Genomic DNA, 21,349 nt, shown 5'->3' with positions numbered 1-21,349 from the left:
CGGCGGCTCCTACGGGTGCCCACGATCTCCTGTAGGAGCTGACGCAGGCTGCGATCTTTTGACTTTTCTGCTTCAAAACCGGGCATAGCGCATTGAACCGGTGCACAAAAAACACCCTCCGCCCATGACGAAAGCCCATAAATTCTGCATTTGCGAGAGTTGGCACAACCACTGCATTACCTTTCTCAACAGACATAAAGCCCAGCCTTCAACGATGAAGGATGCGCTGCCCGAGAGAACGGGACCAGGACAAAGGCGTCCTCGCTAGGCAACTAGCGGGACGCCTTTTTTTGTTTGCGCAAATTTTGTCGAGCAAGACCTGAAAGCCCTGATGAGGCGGGTCCGAGCTCCCCGGAGAACCTGATGAAAAAATTAAAACTGGTGATGATCGGCAACGGCATGGCCGGGGTTCGCACCCTCGAAGAGCTGCTCAAGCTGAGCAATGAGCTGTACGACATCACGGTCTTCGGCGCCGAACCTCATACCAACTACAACCGCATCCTGCTCTCGCCCGTACTGGCCGGCGAACAGACCTTCGAAGAGATCGTGCTGAACGATCTGGACTGGTACCTGGACAACAACATCAAGCTGCTGCTCAACCGCAAAGTGGTGGAGATCGACCGGGTCAAACGCCGCGTGATCGCCGAAGACGGTAGCGAGGCCGAATACGATCGCCTGCTGATCGCTACCGGTTCGACCCCTTTCATCCTGCCGATTCCCGGCAACACCTTGCACGGCGTGATCGGCTACCGCGACATCGCCGACACCCAGGCAATGATCGACACGGCGAAAACCCACAAGCACGCCGTTGTGATCGGTGGCGGCCTGCTCGGCCTGGAAGCCGCCAATGGCCTGATGCTGCGCGGCATGCACGTCACCGTGGTGCACATCGGTGAATGGCTGCTGGAACGGCAACTGGACAAAACCAGCGGCCAGTTGCTGCAAACCGCCCTGGAAGCCCGCGGCCTGCACTTTCGTCTTTGCGAGCAAACCCAAGCCCTGCACGATGCCGGCAATGGCCGGGTCGGCTCGGTTGAGTTCAAGAATGGCGACATCATCCCCGCCGACCTGGTAGTGATGGCCGCCGGTATTCGACCCAACACCGAACTTGCGGAAAAATCCGGCATCCCCTGCAACCGCGGGATTTTGGTCAACGACACGATGCAAACCTACGACCCTCGGGTCTACGCCATCGGCGAATGCGCCAGCCACCGCGGCATCGCTTACGGCCTGGTGGCGCCGCTGTTCGAACAGGCCAAGGTCTGCGCCAACCACCTCGCCCAATTGGGCTTTGCCACCTACAAAGGCTCGGTGACGTCGACCAAATTGAAGGTCACCGGCATCGACCTGTTCTCCGCCGGCGACTTTATGGGCGGCGAAGGCACCGAAACCATCACCCTCTCCGACCCTATCGGCGGGGTCTACAAAAAACTGGTGATCAAGGATGACGTGCTGGTCGGGGCCTGTCTGTACGGCGATACGGCAGACGGCGGCTGGTATTTCCGGCAGATCCGTGAGAATCACGCCATCGATGAGATCCGCGATCACCTGATGTTCGGCGAAAACGCTTTAGGCGATGTAGGACATCAAGGCCAGGACAAAGCCATGAGCATGGCCGACACCGCCGAAGTCTGCGGCTGCAACGGCGTGTGCAAAGGCACCATCGTCAAGGCGATTCAGGAGCACGGGCTGTTCAGCGTCGACGACGTCAAGAAACACACCAAGGCTGCCAGCTCCTGCGGCTCCTGCGCAGGGTTGGTGGAACAGATCCTGATCAACACCGTGGGCGGCGCAGCAGACGTCAAACCGAAAAGCGAAAAAGCCATTTGCGGTTGCAGCGACTTGAATCACGGGCAAATCCGCCAGGCCATCCGCGACCAGCACCTGCTGACCATCGCGGGCACCCTGAGCTACCTGAACTGGCGCACCCCGAACGGTTGCGCCACGTGCCGTCCGGCGCTCAACTACTACCTGATTTCCACTTGGCCGGGCGAAGCCAAGGATGATCCACAATCGCGCCTGATCAACGAACGGGCCCACGCCAACATTCAGAAAGACGGCACTTACTCTGTAGTCCCACGGATGTGGGGCGGTGTGACCAATCCTTCGGAACTGCGGCGCATCGCCGACGTGGCCGACAAATACAACGTGCCGATGGTCAAGGTGACCGGCGGCCAGCGTATCGATTTGCTGGGGATCAAAAAGCAGGACCTGCCAGGCGTCTGGAAGGATCTCGACATGCCATCCGGCCACGCCTACGGCAAATCCATCCGCACCGTGAAGACCTGCGTCGGCAGCGAGTTCTGCCGCTTCGGTACGCAGAACTCCACGCAACTGGGCATCGAGCTTGAGCACGACCTGTTCAACATGTGGTCGCCGCACAAAGTGAAACTGGCCGTCTCCGGCTGCCCACGCAACTGCTCGGAAGCGGGGATCAAGGACGTCGGAATTATCGGCGTGGACTCGGGCTGGGAGATGTACATCGGCGGCAACGGCGGGATCAAAACCGAAGTCGCGGAATTCTTCGTCAAGCTCAAGACCGCCGAAGAAGTGCGTGAATACAACGGCGCTTTCCTGCAGCTCTATCGCGAAGAAGCGTTCTACCTCGAACGCACCGTGCACTACCTGCAACGGGTCGGCATGGAACACATCAAGAAAGCCGTGCTGGAAGACCCGCAGCGACGCAAAGCGCTCAACGATCGCCTGCAATTCTCCTTGTCGTTCGAACAGGACCCGTGGAAGGAACGCCTGGAGCAACCGCTGTTGAAGAAAGAATTCGACGTCATCACGGTGAAGAATCTGGAGGTGCCGGTATGAACTGGCTGGATATCTGCGCACTGGAAGAAATCAATGCCCTGGGCTCGCGGATCATTGCCGGCCCGAAAGGCGATATTGCGATTTTTCGTACCAGCGACGATGAGGTTTTCGCACTCGATGACCGCTGCCCGCACAAGGGCGGGCCACTGTCCCAGGGTCTGATCTATGGCAAACGGGTCGCCTGCCCACTGCATAACTGGCAGATCGATCTGGAAACCGGCGAAGCCCAGGCCCCGGACATCGGTTGTGCTCACCACCATTCAGCACGGGTCGAGAATGGCCGGGTGTTGCTGGCCCTGCGGGAAGCAAACTGATGAACCAGATCACCGCTTCCACCTGCTGCTATTGCGGGGTCGGCTGCGGCGTGCTGATCGAGCATGACGGCGAGCGCATTCTCGGCGTCAGCGGCGATCCGGCCCACCCGGCCAATTTCGGCAAACTGTGCAGCAAAGGCTCTACCTTGCACCTGACCGGCGACCTCGCAGCCAGGGCGTTGTATCCCGAACTGCGCCTGGGCAAAGGCCTGGCCCGCAGCCGCACCGACTGGGATACCGCCCTCGATCACGCCGCCAGCGTTTTTGCCGAGACCATTGCCGAACACGGCCCGGACAGCGTGGCGTTCTACATTTCCGGGCAATTGCTGACCGAGGATTACTACGCCTTCAACAAACTGGCGCGAGCGCTGGTGGGCACCAACAACATCGACAGCAATTCGCGCCTGTGCATGTCGTCGGCCGTGGTCGGTTACAAGCGCAGCCTGGGCGCCGACGCACCGCCGTGCAGCTACGAAGACCTGGAATTGAGCGACTGCGTGATGATCGTCGGCAGTAACATGGCCTACGCCCACCCGATACTTTTCCGTCGCCTGGAGGAAGCAAAATCCCGCCGGCCGCAGATGAAAGTCATCGTCATCGACCCGCGTCGTACCGACACCTGCGATCTGGCTGACCTGCACCTGGCGATTCTGCCAGGCACCGATGTCGCCTTGTTCCATGGGATTTTGCACCTGCTGCTGTGGGAAGACTGGGTCGACCGCGACTTCATCAAGGCCCACACCGAAGGCTTGGCCGAACTGAAGAACCTGGTGCGCGATTACACGCCGCAGATGGTTTCGCAACTCTGCGGGATCAGCGTCGAGCAACTGCAGCAATGCGCCGAATGGGTTGGCACTTCACCGAGCTTCCTGTCGCTGTGGTGCATGGGCTTGAACCAGTCCACCGCCGGCAGCGCGAAAAACAGCGCACTGATCAACCTGCACCTGGCCACCGGGCAAATCGGCCGCCCCGGCGCAGGACCTTTCTCGCTGACCGGTCAGCCGAATGCCATGGGTGGCCGCGAAACCGGCAGCCTGTCGAACCTGCTGCCAGGCCATCGCGAGGCTGCCAATGCCGAACATCGCGCAGAAGTGGCGGCGTATTGGGGCGTGGATCAACTGCCTGCAAACACCGGGCTCACCGCTATCGAATTGTTTGAGCAAGTGCGCAGCGGAAAAATCAAAGCACTGTGGATCGCCTGCACCAACCCCGCGCAATCAATGCCGGATCAAACCGCCGTGCGCGCAGCACTGCAAGCCTGCCCGTTCGTGGTGTTGCAGGAGGCCTTCCGCACCACCGAAACCGCAGCCTTCGCCGACCTGCTGCTGCCTGCCGCCAGTTGGGGCGAAAAGGACGGCACGGTGACCAACTCTGAACGGCGCATTTCCCACGTTCGCCGAGCCATCGTCGCGCCCGGCGAAGCCCGCCCGGACTGGGCGATCACGGTGGATTTCGCACAGCGCCTGGAGAAATATCTGCGTCCCGGGCAAAGCAGCCTGTTTGCCTTTGAAAACCCGGCGCAGGTCTTCGACGAGTACACGCAATTGACCCGCGGGCGTGATCTGGACTTGTCCGGCATCAGTCATGCACTGATCGACCGCCTCGGTCCGCAGCAATGGCCCTTCCCCACTGGCGCCAGCGAAGGCACAGCCCGGCTGTACCTGGACGGAATTTTCCCGACGGCCAGTGGACGTGCACAATTCGTGGCCGACCCGTACCGCGCCGCCAAGGAACAACGCGACGCACGCTTCCCGCTGACCCTGATCACCGGCCGCCTGCGGGACCAATGGCACGGCATGAGCCGCACCGGCACCGCCGCGCAGTTGTTCGGCCACGTCAGCGAAGCCGTGTTGAGTTTGCACCCCGATGAACTGCGTCGGCAGCGGCTGCAATCGGGCGACCTGGTCAACCTGAAAAGTCGCCGTGGCGAAGTGATTGTCGCCGTTGGAGGCGACGACAGCGTACGACCCGGTCAGGCCTTTCTGCCCATGCATTGGGGTGACCGCTTCCTCAAGGGTGGCGTCAATGCGCTCACCCAACCGGCTTTCGACCCTTTGTCGAAACAGCCCGAACTCAAACACAGTGGCGTGCGTCTCGAACCTGTAAATCTCCCATGGCAGCTATTCGCCCTGATCGAAGGCGATGTTCAACAGAATTTTGAGACGCTACGACCGCTCTGTGAGGCGTTTTCCTACGTCAGCCTCAGCCTCGCTGGTCGTGAACGCCCCGCGCTGCTGATACGCGCTGCCAGCGCCGTCGCGCCCGACCCGCAACTGCTGCGCGATATCGATCAATGCCTGGGACTCAACGACGGCCCCGTTTTGGCCTATGACGACCCACGGCGCTCCATCGGTAAACGGGTGCGGATCGAGAACGGCCGGATCACCGCGATTCGCCTGGCCGGTGAAACCCTTGCCCAACACTGGCTGCAAAGCCTGTGGCTGGAAGGTCGCGCTGACGAACAACTGCGGCGCTGGCTGCTGGCACCGCTGAGCGCACCGCCGGGCAACAGCAGTACGCCGGCCATCGGTAGCAAAACCCTGTGCAACTGCAAAAACGTCAGCCAAAGCGCGGTCTGCGCTGGCATTAACCGCGGTCTGGACCTGCAGGGTTTGAAACAAGAATTGGGCTGTGGCACGCAATGCGGCTCCTGCGTCCCGGAAATCAAGCGTTTGCTGGCCGCCACTGCGCAGCCGGTCGCCGTCACCTCGTGAGGAAAACACTATGAGCGCAAAAGTCTGGCTGGTGGGTGCGGGTCCTGGCGATCCGGAATTGTTGACCCTCAAGGCCGTGCGAGCGTTGAGCGAAGCGGATGTGGTGCTGATCGATGACCTGGTCAACGACGCGGTGCTGGAGCATTGCCCGCAGGCGCGGATCATTCCCGTGGGCAAGCGCGGCGGCTGTCGCTCTACACCTCAGGCATTCATTCATCGTCTGATGCTGCGTTATGCACGCCACGGAAAATGCGTGGTGCGCCTCAAGGGCGGTGATCCGTGCATTTTTGGCCGGGGCGGCGAAGAGGCGCAGTGGCTGCGTGAACATGGGGTCGAAGTGGAACTGGTCAACGGCATCACCGCCGGGCTTGCCGGCGCAACGCAATGCGATATTCCGTTGACCCTGCGGGGTGTTGCGCGTGGCGTGACGCTGGTCACCGCCCACACTCAGGATGGCAGCTGCCTGAACTGGCAAGCCCTGGCCCAAGGTGGTACGACGCTGGTGGTGTATATGGGTGTCGCAAAACTGAGCGAGATTCGCGAGCAACTGCTCGCCGGAGGAATGGCGGCGGATACACCGGTGGCAATGATTGAAAATGCTTCCCTGCCACACCAACGGGAATGTCGGAGCGATCTGACTGCGATGGAAGAAGATGCCTACGCCTTTGAGTTGAAAAGCCCGGCCATCCTGGTGATCGGAGCGGTCGCGGCCTGCAAAGAAAGTCAAAAGATCGCAGCCTGCGGCAACTCCTACACAGCTTCTGCGTTCAACCTGTAGGAGCTACCGAAGGTTAGGGCCGCGTTTCGGACGATCTTTTCACCGCAACGCAAATCTCCCGCTAAAACCCAAATCGCAGACAAAGAAAAGCCCGGCCTAAGCCGGGCTTTTCAGAGCTGCGAGCTAATTACTTAGCTGGAGCTTCAACCTGCGCTTCTACGCGACGGTTTACAGCGCGACCAGCTTCAGTTTTGTTGTCAGCAACTGGGCGGGATTCGCCGTAGCCAACAGACTGAACGCGGGACGATTCAACACCGTACTGGTTGGTCAGAACTTGCTTAACGGCGTTTGCACGACGCTCGGACAGTTTCTGGTTGTAAGCGTCAGGACCGACGGAGTCAGTGTGACCTTCAACAGTAGTAGTGGTGGATGGGTACTGTTTCATGAAGTCAGCGAGGTTTTTGATGTCGCCGTAGCTGTTAGGCTTGACTACCGACTTGTCGAAGTCGAACTTCACGTCCAGCTCAACACGAACAACTTCAGCAACTGCTGGGCAGCCATCAGCGTCAACAGTTACGTTGGCTGGGGTGTCCGGGCACTTGTCAACGTTGTCGCAAACGCCATCGTTGTCGCTGTCGGAGCAGACTTCAGCTGGTGCTGGAACTGGAGCAGCAGCAGGCTTGGAGCCGCCACCGAAGTTCACACCGATACCGACGCTTGGAGCCCACTCGGTGTCGCCCTGGTCGATGTTGTATTGAGCTTCAACGCCAGCACGGGCGTAGAAGTTATCGGTGAAGTACAGCTTGGCACCGCCGCCAACGTTGGCGAAGGTGGAACGGTTACGACCGCCACCGCCGTTCTGGCCAATGCTCTGGTCCGAGAAACCGGCAGAAACGTATGGACGGATCATGTCGCCTGGGTTGTTGAAGTGGTACAGAGCGTCCAGAGCGGTATCAGCGCCCTTAACGTTACGACCGTCATCGGAACGCACGTTGTGTACTTCGTCGTAAGCCAGACGCAGTTCGACGTCGTCGGTGATGAAGTAGCCTACGGAAGCGCCAAACAGGTTGCCATTGTTTTTGAAGTCACGATCGCTGTCGTACTGTTCTTTCTTGGCGAAGCCTTCGATTTCAACTGCGCCTTGGCCTTGTGCCAGTGCGCCGAACGTAGTGGCGGCAATCAAAGAACCAATGGCCAAGCCCAAGGTGTTTTTCAGTTTCATCCGTTAAATCCCCATCTGGTGATTGTGAAGCAGTCCCGCAAACCGGGGGACAACTCGGCGGCAAGTCTATCAGAACTTGCCTACACGTAAGAGATATTTGCGCCGAACTAAGTTTCAGCAATGCCTGCAAATTTCTCACGCAATTTATCTAGAGCACGTTTGTAACGCATTTTTGTCGCACTCAAACCCATGTGCATGATATCCGCGATCTCTTGAAATTCCAGCTCTGCGACAAATCGTAGCACCAGAATTTCACGGTCAATCGGGTTCACATACACTAACCAGCGATCAAGTCCACCCTTGTCCTCAGGTTTCGGCGCCTTTTCTTCAGACGCTTCCTCGAGGGGGTCCAGACTCAAAGCATCCATCAAGCGACGCTTTCGCCGTTCTTTCCGATACTGCGTGATGCACTCGTTGTACGTGATGCTGTATAGCCACGTCTTGAACTTCGATTTGCCCTCGAAGTTCTTCAGGCCATACAGCACCTTCAACATCACTTCCTGACAGACATCGTCTGCGTCGCGATCGTTCCCAAGATACCGCGCACAGACGTTAAATAATGTTCGCTGGTAACGCCGCATCAGTTCTTCATAAGCGCGCGTTACGTGAAACAGCTCGGTATGCGAGCGCGCGACCAACTCCTCATCAGAGAGCTCGCGGGGGTCGTAGCGCGTGGACAGCGATTGAGCTTTATTCAAAACAAGTCGGGCCGACAGTCAGGTCAATGTCCGCCGCAACCCTTTTCAGGGTATTTTTGCGGCGGCATACATTAGCAGGGTTTGCCGGGTTAGCGGCTACTCACATGCTGTTCCAGGAGAATCCGATTGGAAAGAGAGACTAGCTCCCCCTCATCGGTCAGCAATGTGGTTTTAACCGTGCCGATCTCTTCGATCTGACCTTCGACCTCGCCAACACGCACTTGTTGCCCAACCTGATACAACTCCCGCACATAGATTCCCGCAAGAATCTGACCGGCAATTTCCCGGCTTCCCAATCCCATGGCCAGCGCAACCGCCAGACCAACGGTAATCAAAACTATCACAATCACGTGGTTGAGCAGGTCAGTCTTGACCTCCAACTGGCTGATTGCGACCGAAATACTGATGATAATCACCAGGCCCTGGGCAATTCTCCCCAGGCCCGCAGCATAATCCAGCCCTACACCCTCTGCTGCACCTCGCACCAGCCCATTGGCCAATTGCGCGAGTAAAACACCCACCAGCAGCACCAGCGCGGCGCCAAATACTTTCGGCACATACAGCGCAAGCATATCAAGCGTAGCCGAAACTCGCTCAAGCCCAAGGGATTCTGCGGCAGAAACCAGGAAAATCAGCAGAACGAACCAATAGACAATCTTGCCAATCAAGGTCGAGATAGGCACTTGAAGGCCGGCCCGGGACAGCAATTTGGTCAGTCCGGTGCCGCCCATCAGGCGATCGAGCCCCAGCTTGGCGAGCAACTTAGACAGCAAAGTGTCCAAAAGTTTCGCAACGACGAAACCCAACAGCAGCACAACCAGTGCGCCGAACAGGTTCGGGATGAAATTTGCAACCTTGGTCCATAACGCAGTCATTGCAGTGACGAGGCTCTGAGTCCAGAGATCAAGTTCCATATTCAATCAGCCTTATCAGCAGTGCGAACGGTAGGTTTACGGTGACGGGAAACCGGAGCGACATGGGCCGATCCGTTATTCAGGGCGATCATCAACGCGGGCAACCAACGGCCCAGCAGGCTGAACAGATCACCGGCGCCGACCTGGCGGTTGGCGGTTTTCAGTACACGCCCAAGGCACGCATCGTCGTCCCGGGTGGACGGTGATGCCTTGAGCATGTCACGCAAAGACTGTTCAAACGGATCGTGCATACGCACCTCTCGTGATGTCTGTGAAAGACGCGGTCAAATTTGCTCGGGTCACATCGCTCACCCTCAGACCCAGCGCAAACGTCGGAATAACCACCACTGCCCCAGCGCCACCGAGACCATCATCAGGCACGCAATCAGGAAGCCATAGGGGCTTGCAGAGAACGGAATCCCGCCGACATTGATGCCCAGAAGACCCGTCAGAAAACTCATCGGCAAAAAGATCCCGGTGATGATCCCGAAGCGGTACATCGTGCGATTCATTCGCACGCTCAAACGCCTGTCTTCGGCCTCGAGGACCAACCCCACCCGCTCCCGGGTCAATTCCAGCTCCTCCAGATATCGGGTCAGGCTGTTGTTCAATTCGTTCCAGTAATCGCCATCATCTTCGACAAACCAAGGCAGTTTTATCCGTGTCAGCTGACCGAAAATGTCCCGTTGCGGAGCGAGAAAGCGCTTCAACGCAGCAGCCCTTCGCCGGATCTGTAAAACGGCTCCGTGCTCGGGTGTATACCGTTCGTCGGCATCCAGCTTTTCTTCTTCCTCATCGACGACTTCCGAGAGGCAGCTGACCAGATCCTGCACCTTGTGGGTGAGGTATTGCGCCATATAAAGGATGAGTTCTGACGCCGTTTTCGGTCCTTTGCCTTCGGCGAGCTGCAGCAGCAACTCATCGGTGGCGCGCAACGGACGCAAACGCAGGGAAATGACCCGCTGGGCCGACGCGAAGATCCGCACCGAGACCATGTCTTCCGGCTCGGCGCCCGGGTTCAGGTTGACCCCACGCAAAAATAGCAGCAGTTCGCTGTCCGAAAGCTGTACAAGACGCGGACGGGTGTTTTCTTCAAGTAAAAGATCACAGCTGAATTCGCTCAGACCGCTGGATTGTCGCAACCAGGTCTGGGTTTGCGGGTGACTGCGATCCCAGTGCAGCCACAGGCTTTCATGGGCCTGCAGCTGCAAGTCATCGAGTTCAGTCCGGGCTATCGAACGCGCACTGCCTTTACCGTCCAGCACCAGGGCATGCACCAGCCCCCACTGCGCGTTTTCTTCCTCGAACATCCTCACCCCTTTGTTGGTGCAGCGCTTTATTCAGGCATTTTCAGCGGGCTTGGCGAAATGATCACGCCGTTATTGTCCGCATAGATGTAGTGGCCCGGGTGGAACGTCACACCGGCAAAAGTGACCGCAACATTGAGATCGCCGAGCCCGCGCCGGTCGGATTTCCTCGGGTGGCTGGCCAGGGCCTGAACGCCCAGATCGGTCTGCGCGATGATATCTACGTCGCGGATGCAACCGTAGATCACCAGCCCTTCCCAGCCGTTTTTAGCGGCTTTCTCGGCCAACATGTCACCCAGCAACGCATGACGCAGGGAACCGCCGCCGTCGACCACCAGCACCTTGCCATTCCCCTTCAGCTCGACCTGCTCCTTGACCCGCGAATTGTCTTCGAAACATTTGATGGTCACGATTTCGCCACCGAAAGAATCACGGCCGCCGAAATTGTTGAACATCGGCTCCAGCACCTGCACCAGCTCCGGATAGGCGTCGCAAAGGTCAGGCGTGATGTAATGGTTCATCGAGAAACTCCTGTAGAGAGGAAGACAATCGAGGATGTCGCAAAGTGACCAGAAAAGCTCAATGCGTCATATCTTAGCCGCAAGCCGAACGGAGCGAAATGCCCTTGTTAGAGCATCAGGCTCATACCGCCGCAGCCAGACCCGGTTTTCCACCCAGCAATGGCGTTTGCTGATCTGCCAACCAGCGCGCCACCAGCGGCCAGACTTCAGTCTGCGCAGACTTGCTGACGAGCATCTCTACATGACCGAAATTATCGCCAAAGCCCTGCTCGCGACCCAGGCTGATGAATTGCTTATGCTCAGAACCCACCTGATCAAATAGCTTGCGACAAGCCCAGGTCGGGTCCTGATGGTCACCGGCGGCACTCACGGCCAATACCGGTAACTGAACGTCGGCCAATCCGGCCCACCAATCCTTGTCGGCATCGCCAAAGCGCCCGAACAGGCCATACCAGCGCATGCTTTCCAGGGCCAGGCCAATGGGCTCATCCTCCGGGCCGCGCTTGAGCCGTGAACCGGACAACTGGGCAAAGCGTTTAAGAATGAAACGCCCGCTCCACTCCACCGGGGGAATTTTCAACGGCCAATAGGTGCGGCTGATTTGAGTGCCGAAAAACGCTGCGGAAGCCACTACCGGCTCGCCGATGTACTCACCACCCAATGCCGCTGCCAGGGTAATCCCGCCCAGCGAGTGACCGATCCAGTGCGGGATCTGGCCGCTCTGCTCGCGCACGAACGCGCCAATGGCCGGTAAATCGTAACGGGCGTAGTCGGCAACACGGTTCTTGCGGTAGTTCTGGTTACGCTGGGACAGGCCGTGACCACGCATTTCGGGAATCCATACATCGAATCCCAGACGCGTCAGGTAGGCGCCCAGTCCAAGCCCCTTCGGGGAAAACCAGAACCGGCGATTGGAAAAGCTGCCGTGAAGCAAAATAACCGGAACGCCACGCGCGTCTGAGCCATCCGCCATGCCCAGGCGCGTCACGGCCAGTTCGACGGTGCCGTCAGGGCTGTTGCCGGGTTTCAGACGATAGACGTCTTCGCTCAGATCGCCGCGCCGCTCGGCGCTGATCAGGGCGACAGGAAATAGGTTGCTGCTGCTTTGCATAATGCTCTTGCACAAAAAAGGGCGGCATCCAGAGGAGCCCGCCCTACTTCAATCTCAGAAAACGACTACCCCCTGTAGGAGCACAGCTTGCTGGCGATGGCGATTTTGTAGACGCCATCGCGGGCAAGCCTTGCTCCTACAGTGAGCGGCCCTTTCACTCACACCATCAAGCCGGAGCCTGACCTTCAGCCAGGAAGAACCAGGTTTCCAGTACGGAATCGGGGTTCAACGAAACGCTTTCGATGCCCTGCTCCATCAGCCATTTGGCCAGATCAGGGTGGTCCGAAGGACCCTGACCGCAAATGCCGATGTACTTGCCAGCCTTGTTGCAGGCCTGAATCGCGTTGGCCAACAGCTTCTTGACCGCCGGATTACGCTCGTCAAACAGGTGCGCGATGATCCCGGAGTCACGGTCCAGGCCCAGGGTCAGCTGGGTCAGGTCGTTGGAACCGATGGAGAAGCCGTCGAAGAACTCGAGGAATTCTTCAGCGAGGATCGCGTTGGACGGCAGTTCGCACATCATGATGATCCGCAGACCGTTTTCGCCGCGCTTCAGACCGTTCTCCGCCAACAGGTCGATGACCTGGCTGGCTTCGCCGAGGGTACGGACGAATGGCACCATGATTTCGACGTTGGTCAGCCCCATCTCGTTGCGCACACGCTTGAGGGCGCGGCACTCGAGTTCGAAGCAGTCACGGAACGATTCGCTGATGTAACGCGAAGCGCCACGGAAGCCCAGCATCGGGTTTTCTTCTTCCGGCTCGTAGAGCTTGCCACCGATCAGGTTCGCGTATTCGTTGGACTTGAAGTCCGACAGACGCACGATGACCTTTTTCGGAGTGAACGCAGCAGCCAGGGTGCTGATGCCTTCAACCAGCTTCTCGACATAGAAGCCAACCGGATCGTCGTAACCGGCGATGCGCTTGTCGACGCTGTCCTTGATGTCCTGCGGCAGCCCTGCGTAGTTCAGCAGCGCTTTCGGGTGAACACCGATCATGCGGTTGATGATGAACTCCAGACGGGCCAGGCCCACACCGGCGTTCGGCAGTTGCGCGAAGTCGAAGGCGCGATCCGGGTTGCCGACGTTCATCATGATCTTGAACGGCAGATCAGGCATGGCATCGACGGAGTTTTTCTTGATGTCGAAGCCCAGTTCGCCTTCGAAGATGTAACCGGTGTCGCCTTCAGCGCAGGAAACGGTCACGCCCTGGCCTTCTATCAACAGCTGGGTGGCGTTGCCGCAACCGACCACGGCGGGGATGCCCAGCTCGCGAGCGATGATCGCCGCGTGGCAAGTACGGCCGCCACGGTTGGTGACAATGGCGCTGGCGCGCTTCATGACCGGTTCCCAGTCCGGGTCGGTCATGTCGGAGACCAGAACGTCGCCTGGCTGGACTTTGTCCATCTCGGACACGTCCTTGATGATGCGGACCTTGCCGGCGCCGATGCGCTGGCCGATGGCGCGACCTTCAACCAGCACGGTGCCGGTTTCTTTCAACAGGTAACGTTCCATGACGTTGGCCTGGGTGCGGCTCTTCACGGTTTCAGGACGGGCCTGAACGATGTAGAGCTTGCCGTCGTCGCCGTCTTTGGCCCATTCGATGTCCATCGGGCACTTGTAGTGCTTCTCGATGATCATCGCTTGCTTGGCCAGTTCGCTGACTTCGGCGTCGGTCAGGCAGAAACGTGCGCGATCAGCCTTGTCGACGTCGATGGTCTTGACCGATTTACCGGCCGTGGCGACTTCGCCATAGATCATCTTGATGGCTTTGCTGCCCAGGTTGCGACGCAGGATGGCCGGACGACCGGCTGCCAGCGTGCCTTTGTGGACGTAGAACTCATCCGGGTTCACCGCGCCTTGTACGACGGTTTCACCCAGGCCGTAGGCGCCGGTGATGAACACCACGTCACGGAAGCCCGATTCGGTATCGAGGGTGAACATCACGCCGGCGGTGCCGGTTTCGGAGCGGACCATGCGCTGCACGCCAGCCGACAGGGCAACCAGCTTGTGGTCGAAGCCCTGGTGGACGCGGTAGGAAATCGCGCGGTCGTTGAACAGCGAAGCGAACACCTCTTTGGCGGCGCGAATAACGTTTTCGACACCACGGATGTTCAGGAAGGTTTCCTGCTGACCGGCAAAGGAAGCGTCCGGCAGGTCTTCGGCGGTAGCGGAAGAGCGCACGGCCACGGCCATGTCAGGGTTGCCGGCCGACAGCGTGGCGAACGCGGTGCGGATTTCGGCGTTGAGCTTCTCAGGGAACTCGGCTTCCATGATCCATTGACGGATCTGGGCGCCGGTCTTGGCCAGGGCATTGACATCATCGACGTCCAGGGCGTCGAGGGCGGCATGGATCTGATCGTTCAGGCCGCTCAGCTCGAGAAAATCACGATAAGCCTGAGCTGTCGTGGCGAAGCCACCGGGCACCGATACACCGGCACCTGCAAGGTTACTGATCATCTCGCCCAGGGATGCGTTCTTGCCCCCTACGTGCTCTACATCATGGACGCCGAGCTTATCGAGGGAAACTACGTACTCTACCAAGGTGATCTCTCCACTAACTGTGTTGGAAAAGCTCAGAAGCCGGCTGCTCTATGGAGCGTTTGCCAGCTGTATGGCCTGGACCTGGAAAATAAGTGAGAATGCAGGCCACTGGCGGCCGGCAAATCGCGCCTATCATATCCAAGATTCGTCACTAGCTTAAGGCCCAAGGTGCAAATGAAACGATCTGCTTTCTTTATCTCCGATGGTACCGGCATTACCGCCGAAACCCTGGGTCAAAGCCTCCTGGCGCAGTTCGAAAACATTACCTTCAGCAAATTCACGAAGCCGTACATCGACAACGCGGATAAAGCGCGGCTCATGGTACAACAAATCAACAAAGCCGCTGAAAACGATGGTTTTCGGCCGATCATCTTCGACACCATTGTCAACCAGGACATCCGTGAGATCCTCGCAACGTCCAATGGTTTCATGATCGACATTTTCTCGACCTTTCTGGCGCCTCTTGAACAGGAATTGACCGAGCATTCTTCCTACACCGTCGGCAAGTCCCACTCGATTGGCAGCAACTCCAATTACATGGAGCGGATCGAGGCGGTGAACTTCGCCCTCGACAACGACGACGGTGCGCGCACGCATTATTACGACAAGGCGGACCTGATTCTAGTGGGCGTGTCGCGTTGTGGTAAGACGCCGACGTGCCTGTACATGGCCATGCAATTTGGCATCCGCGCGGCCAACTATCCGCTGACCGAAGACGACATGGAACGCCTGCAATTGCCAGCAACCCTGCGTGCCCATCAGCACAAACTGTTCGGCCTGACCATCGACCCGGACCGCCTCACCGCGATCCGCAACGAGCGCAAGCCCAACAGCCGCTATTCGAGCTACGCCCAGTGCGAATTCGAAGTGCGTGAGGTGGAGAATCTGTTCCGTCGCGAGAACATTCCGCACATCAATTCCACGCATTTTTCGGTGGAAGAGATTTCGGCGAAGATTCTGGTGGAGAAAGGCGTGGAGCGGCGGTTCAAGTAGTTCTTTAGCGCCTGTCAGGCCGCCTTCGCGAGCAAGCCCGCTCCCACATTTGACCGAGTCGCGGCAAACGTACGCGGTCAAATGTGGGAGCGGGCTTGCTCGCGAAGAACGATCACTCGGTATCAGCCAATGCCTCCACCAACGCTTCAAACCCTTGAAGCAACAACCGATCATCCCCCGTCGAATGACACACACTCGCCCTGATGAACTGCGGCACCGCCCCATGTCCGACCGCAAACGCCTCAGCAGTCGCCACCCGATAATTATTCTCCTTGAGCTCCTCAGCAATCTGCGAGGCCCGCCACGGCTCGGGCACTTCGATCCAGAAGTGCGGGCTATGGGAATGGGTTTTATACGCCAAGCCTTCCAGCACACCACTGACCAACGTCTTGCGCCGACCAATCTCGGCAATCTGCTGGCTCAACAACTGCTCGGCCATACCGTTTTCTATCCACAGACTCGCCACCTCCAGCGACAGCGGGCTGGCCATCCAGCACGTCCCGCGCACCGCTGCGCTCAAACGTCCGATCAACGGTTGCGGCGCATGCAGGTAACCGACCCGCAAACCCGCCGAAACAGCCTTGCTCAGGCTGCCGATCAGCACCGAGCGCTCCGGGGCGAAATGGCTCAAGGGTAACGGTCGCTGTTGAGCCAATACCGCGTGGGCTTCGTCTTCAAAGATCAACAGATTGTGCTGCCGACAGACCTCTGCAATCGCCTCACGCCGTGCGACTGACATCACTGCAGCCGTAGGATTCTGGATCGTCGGTGTGCAATACAGCGCCGACACACGATGGTTGCGGCAAACCTCCTCCAGGGCATTGGGCATCAGCCCTTCATCATCCATCCCGACACCGATCAGTTTTATCCCGAGCTGGCGTGCGACGCTGATCAACCCCGGGTAGGTCAGGTGCTCTGTCACCAACGTATCACCCGCCTTGAGCAACCCCATCAAGGCACACAACAGACCGTGCTGGCCGCCGTTCACGCAAACGATCTGCTCGGCGTTCGGGACAAAGTCTTTATGCCTGAGCCAGTGCGCCCCCGCCGCACGATAGCGTGGCAAACCGACATCGACGGTGTAACCGCTGATGTGTTGCAACGCCTCAGGATCAAGGGACAACGCTTGCAGGCTCTGACTCAAAAAAAGCGCTTCCTGCCCCGGAATCGGTTGATTGCGGCTCATGTCGAAAAACGCCTGCGGCTCATCGCTGACATTGCGAAAGCCGCCGTCCCGCGGCCGTTCCATCCCACGCTGACGCACATAGGTGCCGTCTCCTACGCGAGCGACCACCAATCCCACACGTTCGAGCTCACCGTAAGCGCGGCTGACGGTACCGATGGTCACACCGAGGCTATCCGCCAGCAGCCGATGAGGCGGCAATTTGCAGCCGGGCTCGATCAGCCCTTCAGCGATGCCTTTTTCGATCGCGTCGGCGAGGCGTTTGTATTTCACCCCCAGACCGTTCGCCAGGCCGTCGCGCAGGATTGACACCATGGCAATACTTGTTTTGACAGTCATTCCAGCCCCGAATAGCGTGCTTGAAACAGGTTCAATCAGGGATAGCCCTTTTGCAGAAGGAGGTCAATTCCGAACATAAAAGGAGTCCGATCTTGTCCATAGCCATCAGCGCACCTTCACGTACTGCCAAACCCTGGCTGGCCGCCCTGATCACCAGCGTGTTGTTCCTGATCGTGTGCCTGAGCTGGGGCACCACGTGGCTCGGGATCAAGATTGCCGTTGAAAGCGTGCCGCCGCTGACCGCTGCCGGCCTGCGGTTCCTCATCGCCTTCCCGCTCTTTCTCGGCTTCGCGCTGATACGTCGTGAACCGCTGCTGTTTCCCAAGGAAAGCCGTTGGTTTTTTGTCTTCGTCACGCTGTCGTATTTCAGCCTGCCGTACTACTTGCTCAACTACGGCGAGATGCACGTGTCATCGGGTCTGACGGCGCTGTTGTTCAGCTGCATGCCGGTGTTCATCCTGTTGTTTTGCGCGCTGTTTCTGCGGGAAAAAATCTACCCCTCGCAAGTGCTGGGCATCGCGATCGGTTTCGGCAGTCTGTTCATGATCATCCGCAGCCAGGGGCTGCATCTTGACCATGCTGAAATGTTCGGGGTGTTGGCGATCCTCTGCGCGGCGGTGATGCATGCGCTGTGTTACGTGGTGACTAAAAAACACGGTACGGCGATCAGCGTGATTACCTACAACACGCTGCCAATCGGCATCGCCGGGCTGATGCTGTTTGTCGCCGGATTGAGTGTCGAAGCACCGGAGTTCAAGAGCATCACCGCGCGTTCGTGGAGCGCCCTGCTCTATCTGGGACTGGTGGCGTCGGTGGGCGGGTTTATCGTTTACTTTTTGCTGCTCAAGCGGCTGAGCCCGATCATTCTGTCGTTTGTGTTCATCATTTTTCCGGTGTTCGCAGTGATCATCGGCGCCTGGTACGAGGGGCAAACCGTGTCCCGGGAATTGATGATGTACTCGGCGATTTTGCTGACGGGGTTTGCGATCACCAAATTGCCTGTGGAGAAGTGGCTCATCGGCAAAAAAACAAACCCCTAGGCGACGGTCAGATCACAAACAAATCCACAAACCTGTTCACCGGTGTGGCTTCAAGCTTCGCCTGGTCCTTGCACAACGCAAAGATCTCGGCGCTGCGCTGGGCGTTGAAGCGCGTCGCCAGGTTCGCCTTGAACTTGTCTTCCAGCAGCGCAATACCGTCGGAGCGGCGACGGCGATGGCCGATCGGGTACTCCACCAACACGTTTTCGGTGCTGGAGCCGTCCTTGAAGAACACCTGTATCGCATTGGCGATGGAGCGTTTGTCGGCCTCCAGGTATTCGCGGGTGTAGCGCGGGTCTTCGACGATAACCATTTTCTCGCGCAGCACGTCGATGATCGGATGCGCCGCGTGGAAGTCGTCTTCGTACTGCTCGGCCACCAGATTGCCGAACGCCAGCGGCACGGCTGTCATGTACTGAATGCAATGGTCACGGTCCGCAGCATTGGCCAGCGGACCGACCTTGGAGATGATGCGGATTGCCGATTCGTGGGTAGTGATGACGATTTTGTCGATTTCGTGCAGGCGATTTCTGACTTGCGGATGCAACGTCACGGCCGCTTCGCAGGCCGTTTGCGCATGGAACTCGGCCGGAAAGCTGATCTTGAACAGCACGTTTTCCATCACGTAGCTGCCGTACTTCCGGGAGAAGCTGAACGCGCGTTTGTCTTCGGGCTTGAGCGCCAGGTCGTTGTTGGTGTGGCTGAACAGCACATCGTAGAAGCCCCATTGTTTCGCGGTCAGTACGCCGGGGATGCCCATTTCGCCACGCATGGCGATGTCCGCCAGACGCACGCCACGGCTGGACGCGTCGCCGGCCGCCCAGGATTTACGCGATCCGGCATTCGGCGCATGACGGTAAGTGCGCAGCGCCTGACCGTCGGCGAACGCATGGGACAACGCCGACAACAACTGCTCACGATTGGCTCCCATCAGCTTGGCGGTGACCGCGGTCGAGGCGACTTTCACCAGGATGACGTGATCCAGGCCTACACGATTGAAGGAGTTTTCCAACGCGATCACGCCCTGGATTTCGTGAGCCATGATCATGGCGTCGAGCACCGCGCGAACGGTCAGCGGCGCGTCGCCATTGGCCAGGCGTTTTTGCGACAAGTGATCGGCCACCGCGAGAATGCCGCCGAGGTTATCGGACGGATGGCCCCACTCCGCGGCGAGCCAGGTGTCGTTGTAGTCGAGCCAGCGCACGATGCAGCCGATGTCCCACGCCGCCTTGACCGGGTCGAGGCGATAACTGGTACCGGGGACACGCGCGCCAAACGGGACGACGGTGCCTTCCACCATGGGGCCGAGGTGTTTGGTGCATTCGGGGAAGCGCAGGGCCAGCAAGCCGCAACCCAACGTGTCCATCAGGCAGTTGCGTGCGGTGTCGAGGGCTTCGGCGGACTGGATCTTGAAGTTGAGGACGTAGTCGGCAATGTCCTGCAGGACCGTGTCGTAGTCGGGGCGGTTGTTCTGGTCGACGTTGGTGCTCATGTTCGATTCACTCTTGAAGTGGTTCGTTGATGGGACCTCGGTTCAGGGGCAATCTTGGTTGGTTACACCGTTCTTATTTTGGTAATGCAATCAAACTGTGGGAGCGGGCTTGCTCGCGAAGACGGCGGCACATCCGACATCAATGCAAGCTGACACACCGCTTTCGCGAGCAAGCCCGCTCCCACAGTGGTTTGGCGTGTTTTAGAAAGAATCACCCGGCACGCGGACGTAACCTTCCATCAACACCCGCGCACTGCGACTCATGATGGCTTTGTTCACGGTCCACTCGCCGTTCACCAGGCTGGCTTCAGCCCCCACCCGCAACGTACCGGACGGATGCCCAAAGCGCACGGCATTGCGTTCGATACCACCTGCTGCGAGGTTCACCAACGTGCCAGAAATCGCCGCCGCCGTACCGATCGCCACCGCCGCCGTGCCCATCATCGCGTGGTGCAATTTGCCCATGGACAGCGCCCGCACCAGCAGATCGACATCAGCCGCCGCAATCGCTTTGCCACTCGAAGCCACGTAGTCCGCAGGCTTGGCCACAAAGGCAACCTTGGGCGTGTGCTGACGCTTGGCCGCTTCGTCCAGATCCTTGATCAGGCCCATGCGCAATGCGCCGTAAGCCCGAATGGTTTCAAACATCAGCAACGCTTTTGGGTCGCTGTTGATCGCGCCTTGCAGCTCGGTGCCGGTGTAACCGATGTCTTCGGCATTGACGAAAATCGTCGGAATACCGGCATTGATCATGGTCGCCTTGAAGGTTCCGACGCCAGGCACTTCGAGGTCATCCACCAGGTTACCGGTAGGAAACATCGAACCGCCGCCGCCCTCTTCTTCCGCTGCAGGGTCCATGAATTCGACCTGCACTTCAGCCGCCGGAAAGGTCACGCCGTCGAGTTCGAAATCACCGGTCTCCTGCACTTCACCGTTGGTGATCGGCACGTGGGCGATGATGGTCTTGCCGATGTTGGCCTGCCACACGCGAACCACGGCAACGCCGTTGTGCGGGATGCGGCTGGCGTCCACCAAACCATTGCTGATGGCAAACGAACCGACCGCCGCCGACAGGTTGCCGCAGTTGCCACTCCAATCGACGAAAGGCTTGTCGATGGACACCTGACCAAACAGATAGTCGACGTCGTGATCAGCCTTGATGCTTTTCGACAGGATCACGGTTTTGCTGGTGCTGGAGGTTGCGCCGCCCATGCCGTCGATTTGCTTGTCGTACGGGTCGGGGCTGCCGATCACGCGCAGCAACAAGGCATCGCGCGCCGGGCCTGGAACCTGTGCTGCCTCAGGCAGGTCTTTTAGGCTGAAGAACACGCCTTTGCTGGTGCCGCCGCGCATGTAGGTGGCGGGGATTCTGATTTGAGGTGCGTGAGCCATGATGTTCCTTTTAGGATCGAGCGAGGCCGCGT

General features: G+C 58.8%; 17 protein-coding genes. 6 read left to right on the top strand and 11 right to left on the bottom strand.

Annotation, left to right across the window (positions count from 1 at the left end; genetic code table 11):
- Positions 1 to 363 precede the first annotated feature (363 nt).
- From nirB to cobA, 4 genes are read left to right on the top strand one after another with little or no spacing between them, the layout of a single operon-like run.
- Positions 364 to 2,817, top strand: a complete 2,454-nt coding sequence (nirB, locus tag KGB03_RS23085) for a nitrite reductase large subunit NirB (protein ID WP_223529156.1) — start codon at positions 364 to 366, stop codon at positions 2,815 to 2,817.
- Positions 2,814 to 3,131, top strand: coding sequence for a nitrite reductase small subunit NirD (gene nirD, locus KGB03_RS23080; protein ID WP_074875030.1), 318 nt, complete (start codon positions 2,814 to 2,816; stop codon positions 3,129 to 3,131). Before nirB ends, nirD begins: the two co-directional genes overlap by 4 nt.
- Positions 3,131 to 5,845, top strand: a complete 2,715-nt coding sequence (locus tag KGB03_RS23075) for a nitrate reductase (protein ID WP_223529152.1) — start codon at positions 3,131 to 3,133, stop codon at positions 5,843 to 5,845. Before nirD ends, KGB03_RS23075 begins: the two co-directional genes overlap by 1 nt.
- Positions 5,846 to 5,855: 10 nt before the next feature.
- Positions 5,856 to 6,623: a uroporphyrinogen-III C-methyltransferase gene (gene cobA, locus KGB03_RS23070; RefSeq protein ID WP_218537337.1), complete on the top strand. Its 768-nt coding sequence runs from the start codon at positions 5,856 to 5,858 to the stop codon at positions 6,621 to 6,623.
- A gap of 127 nt (positions 6,624 to 6,750) precedes the next feature.
- Here cobA and KGB03_RS23065 read toward each other — a convergent pair whose 3' ends face one another.
- From KGB03_RS23065 to ppsA, 8 genes are all read right to left on the bottom strand, one after another.
- A complete protein-coding gene (locus tag KGB03_RS23065; protein WP_111450639.1) occupies positions 6,751 to 7,785 on the bottom strand; it encodes an OmpA family protein in 1,035 nt (344 codons plus the stop codon).
- 107 nt (positions 7,786 to 7,892) lie between these two features.
- Entirely contained in the window at positions 7,893 to 8,483 is a 591-nt protein-coding gene (gene sigX, locus KGB03_RS23060; protein WP_008146300.1) for an RNA polymerase sigma factor SigX, read from the bottom strand.
- An 89-nt stretch (positions 8,484 to 8,572) separates the two neighbouring features.
- The gene (locus KGB03_RS23055; RefSeq protein ID WP_046053154.1) at positions 8,573 to 9,397 is read right to left on the bottom strand and encodes a mechanosensitive ion channel family protein; all 825 of its coding nucleotides are present in this window, start codon (positions 9,395 to 9,397) and stop codon (positions 8,573 to 8,575) included.
- 2 nt (positions 9,398 to 9,399) lie between these two features.
- Positions 9,400 to 9,648 (bottom strand): hypothetical protein, encoded by a 249-nt coding sequence (locus tag KGB03_RS23050; protein ID WP_008146303.1) that lies wholly within the window; start codon positions 9,646 to 9,648, stop codon positions 9,400 to 9,402.
- Positions 9,649 to 9,711: 63 nt separating this feature from the next.
- A complete protein-coding gene (locus KGB03_RS23045; RefSeq protein ID WP_192407060.1) occupies positions 9,712 to 10,707 on the bottom strand; it encodes a zinc transporter ZntB in 996 nt (331 codons plus the stop codon).
- A 26-nt stretch (positions 10,708 to 10,733) separates the two neighbouring features.
- Entirely contained in the window at positions 10,734 to 11,225 is a 492-nt protein-coding gene (rraA, locus tag KGB03_RS23040; protein ID WP_111450641.1) for a ribonuclease E activity regulator RraA, read from the bottom strand.
- 121 nt (positions 11,226 to 11,346) lie between these two features.
- Positions 11,347 to 12,336, bottom strand: a complete 990-nt coding sequence (locus tag KGB03_RS23035; protein WP_111450642.1) for an alpha/beta fold hydrolase — start codon at positions 12,334 to 12,336, stop codon at positions 11,347 to 11,349.
- A gap of 166 nt (positions 12,337 to 12,502) precedes the next feature.
- Complete coding sequence (gene ppsA / locus KGB03_RS23030) at positions 12,503 to 14,878, bottom strand: phosphoenolpyruvate synthase (RefSeq protein ID WP_111450643.1); 2,376 nt, start codon at positions 14,876 to 14,878, stop codon at positions 12,503 to 12,505.
- A gap of 174 nt (positions 14,879 to 15,052) precedes the next feature.
- Here ppsA and KGB03_RS23025 point away from each other — a divergent pair, with 174 nt between their 5' ends.
- Positions 15,053 to 15,871, top strand: a complete 819-nt coding sequence (locus KGB03_RS23025) for a pyruvate, water dikinase regulatory protein (protein ID WP_111450644.1) — start codon at positions 15,053 to 15,055, stop codon at positions 15,869 to 15,871.
- Between the two features lie 112 nt (positions 15,872 to 15,983).
- Here the strand turns inward: KGB03_RS23025 and KGB03_RS23020 are convergent, their stop codons facing one another.
- Positions 15,984 to 17,393 carry a PLP-dependent aminotransferase family protein gene (locus tag KGB03_RS23020; RefSeq protein ID WP_223529149.1) on the bottom strand — a complete coding sequence of 470 codons (1,410 nt, stop codon included), beginning with the start codon at positions 17,391 to 17,393 and terminating at the stop codon, positions 15,984 to 15,986.
- Positions 17,394 to 17,530: 137 nt separating this feature from the next.
- On the opposite strand from KGB03_RS23020, the gene KGB03_RS23015 reads away from it, so the two are divergent.
- Positions 17,531 to 18,433 (top strand): DMT family transporter, encoded by a 903-nt coding sequence (locus KGB03_RS23015; RefSeq protein WP_411740344.1) that lies wholly within the window; start codon positions 17,531 to 17,533, stop codon positions 18,431 to 18,433.
- A 7-nt stretch (positions 18,434 to 18,440) separates the two neighbouring features.
- Here the strand turns inward: KGB03_RS23015 and prpD are convergent, their stop codons facing one another.
- Positions 18,441 to 19,925 carry a 2-methylcitrate dehydratase gene (gene prpD / locus KGB03_RS23010; protein WP_111450647.1) on the bottom strand — a complete coding sequence of 495 codons (1,485 nt, stop codon included), beginning with the start codon at positions 19,923 to 19,925 and terminating at the stop codon, positions 18,441 to 18,443.
- 201 nt (positions 19,926 to 20,126) lie between these two features.
- The gene (gene prpF, locus KGB03_RS23005; RefSeq protein ID WP_218537333.1) at positions 20,127 to 21,317 is read right to left on the bottom strand and encodes a 2-methylaconitate cis-trans isomerase PrpF; all 1,191 of its coding nucleotides are present in this window, start codon (positions 21,315 to 21,317) and stop codon (positions 20,127 to 20,129) included.
- Positions 21,318 to 21,349: the final 32 nt, after the last annotated feature.

It is taken from the genome of Pseudomonas sp. BF-B-26 (assembly GCF_019956495.1).
Taxonomy (GTDB): domain Bacteria; phylum Pseudomonadota; class Gammaproteobacteria; order Pseudomonadales; family Pseudomonadaceae; genus Aquipseudomonas.
The sequence above is the reverse complement of the archived record's forward strand: the minus strand, read 5'-3'. Positions and strand labels throughout refer to the sequence as shown.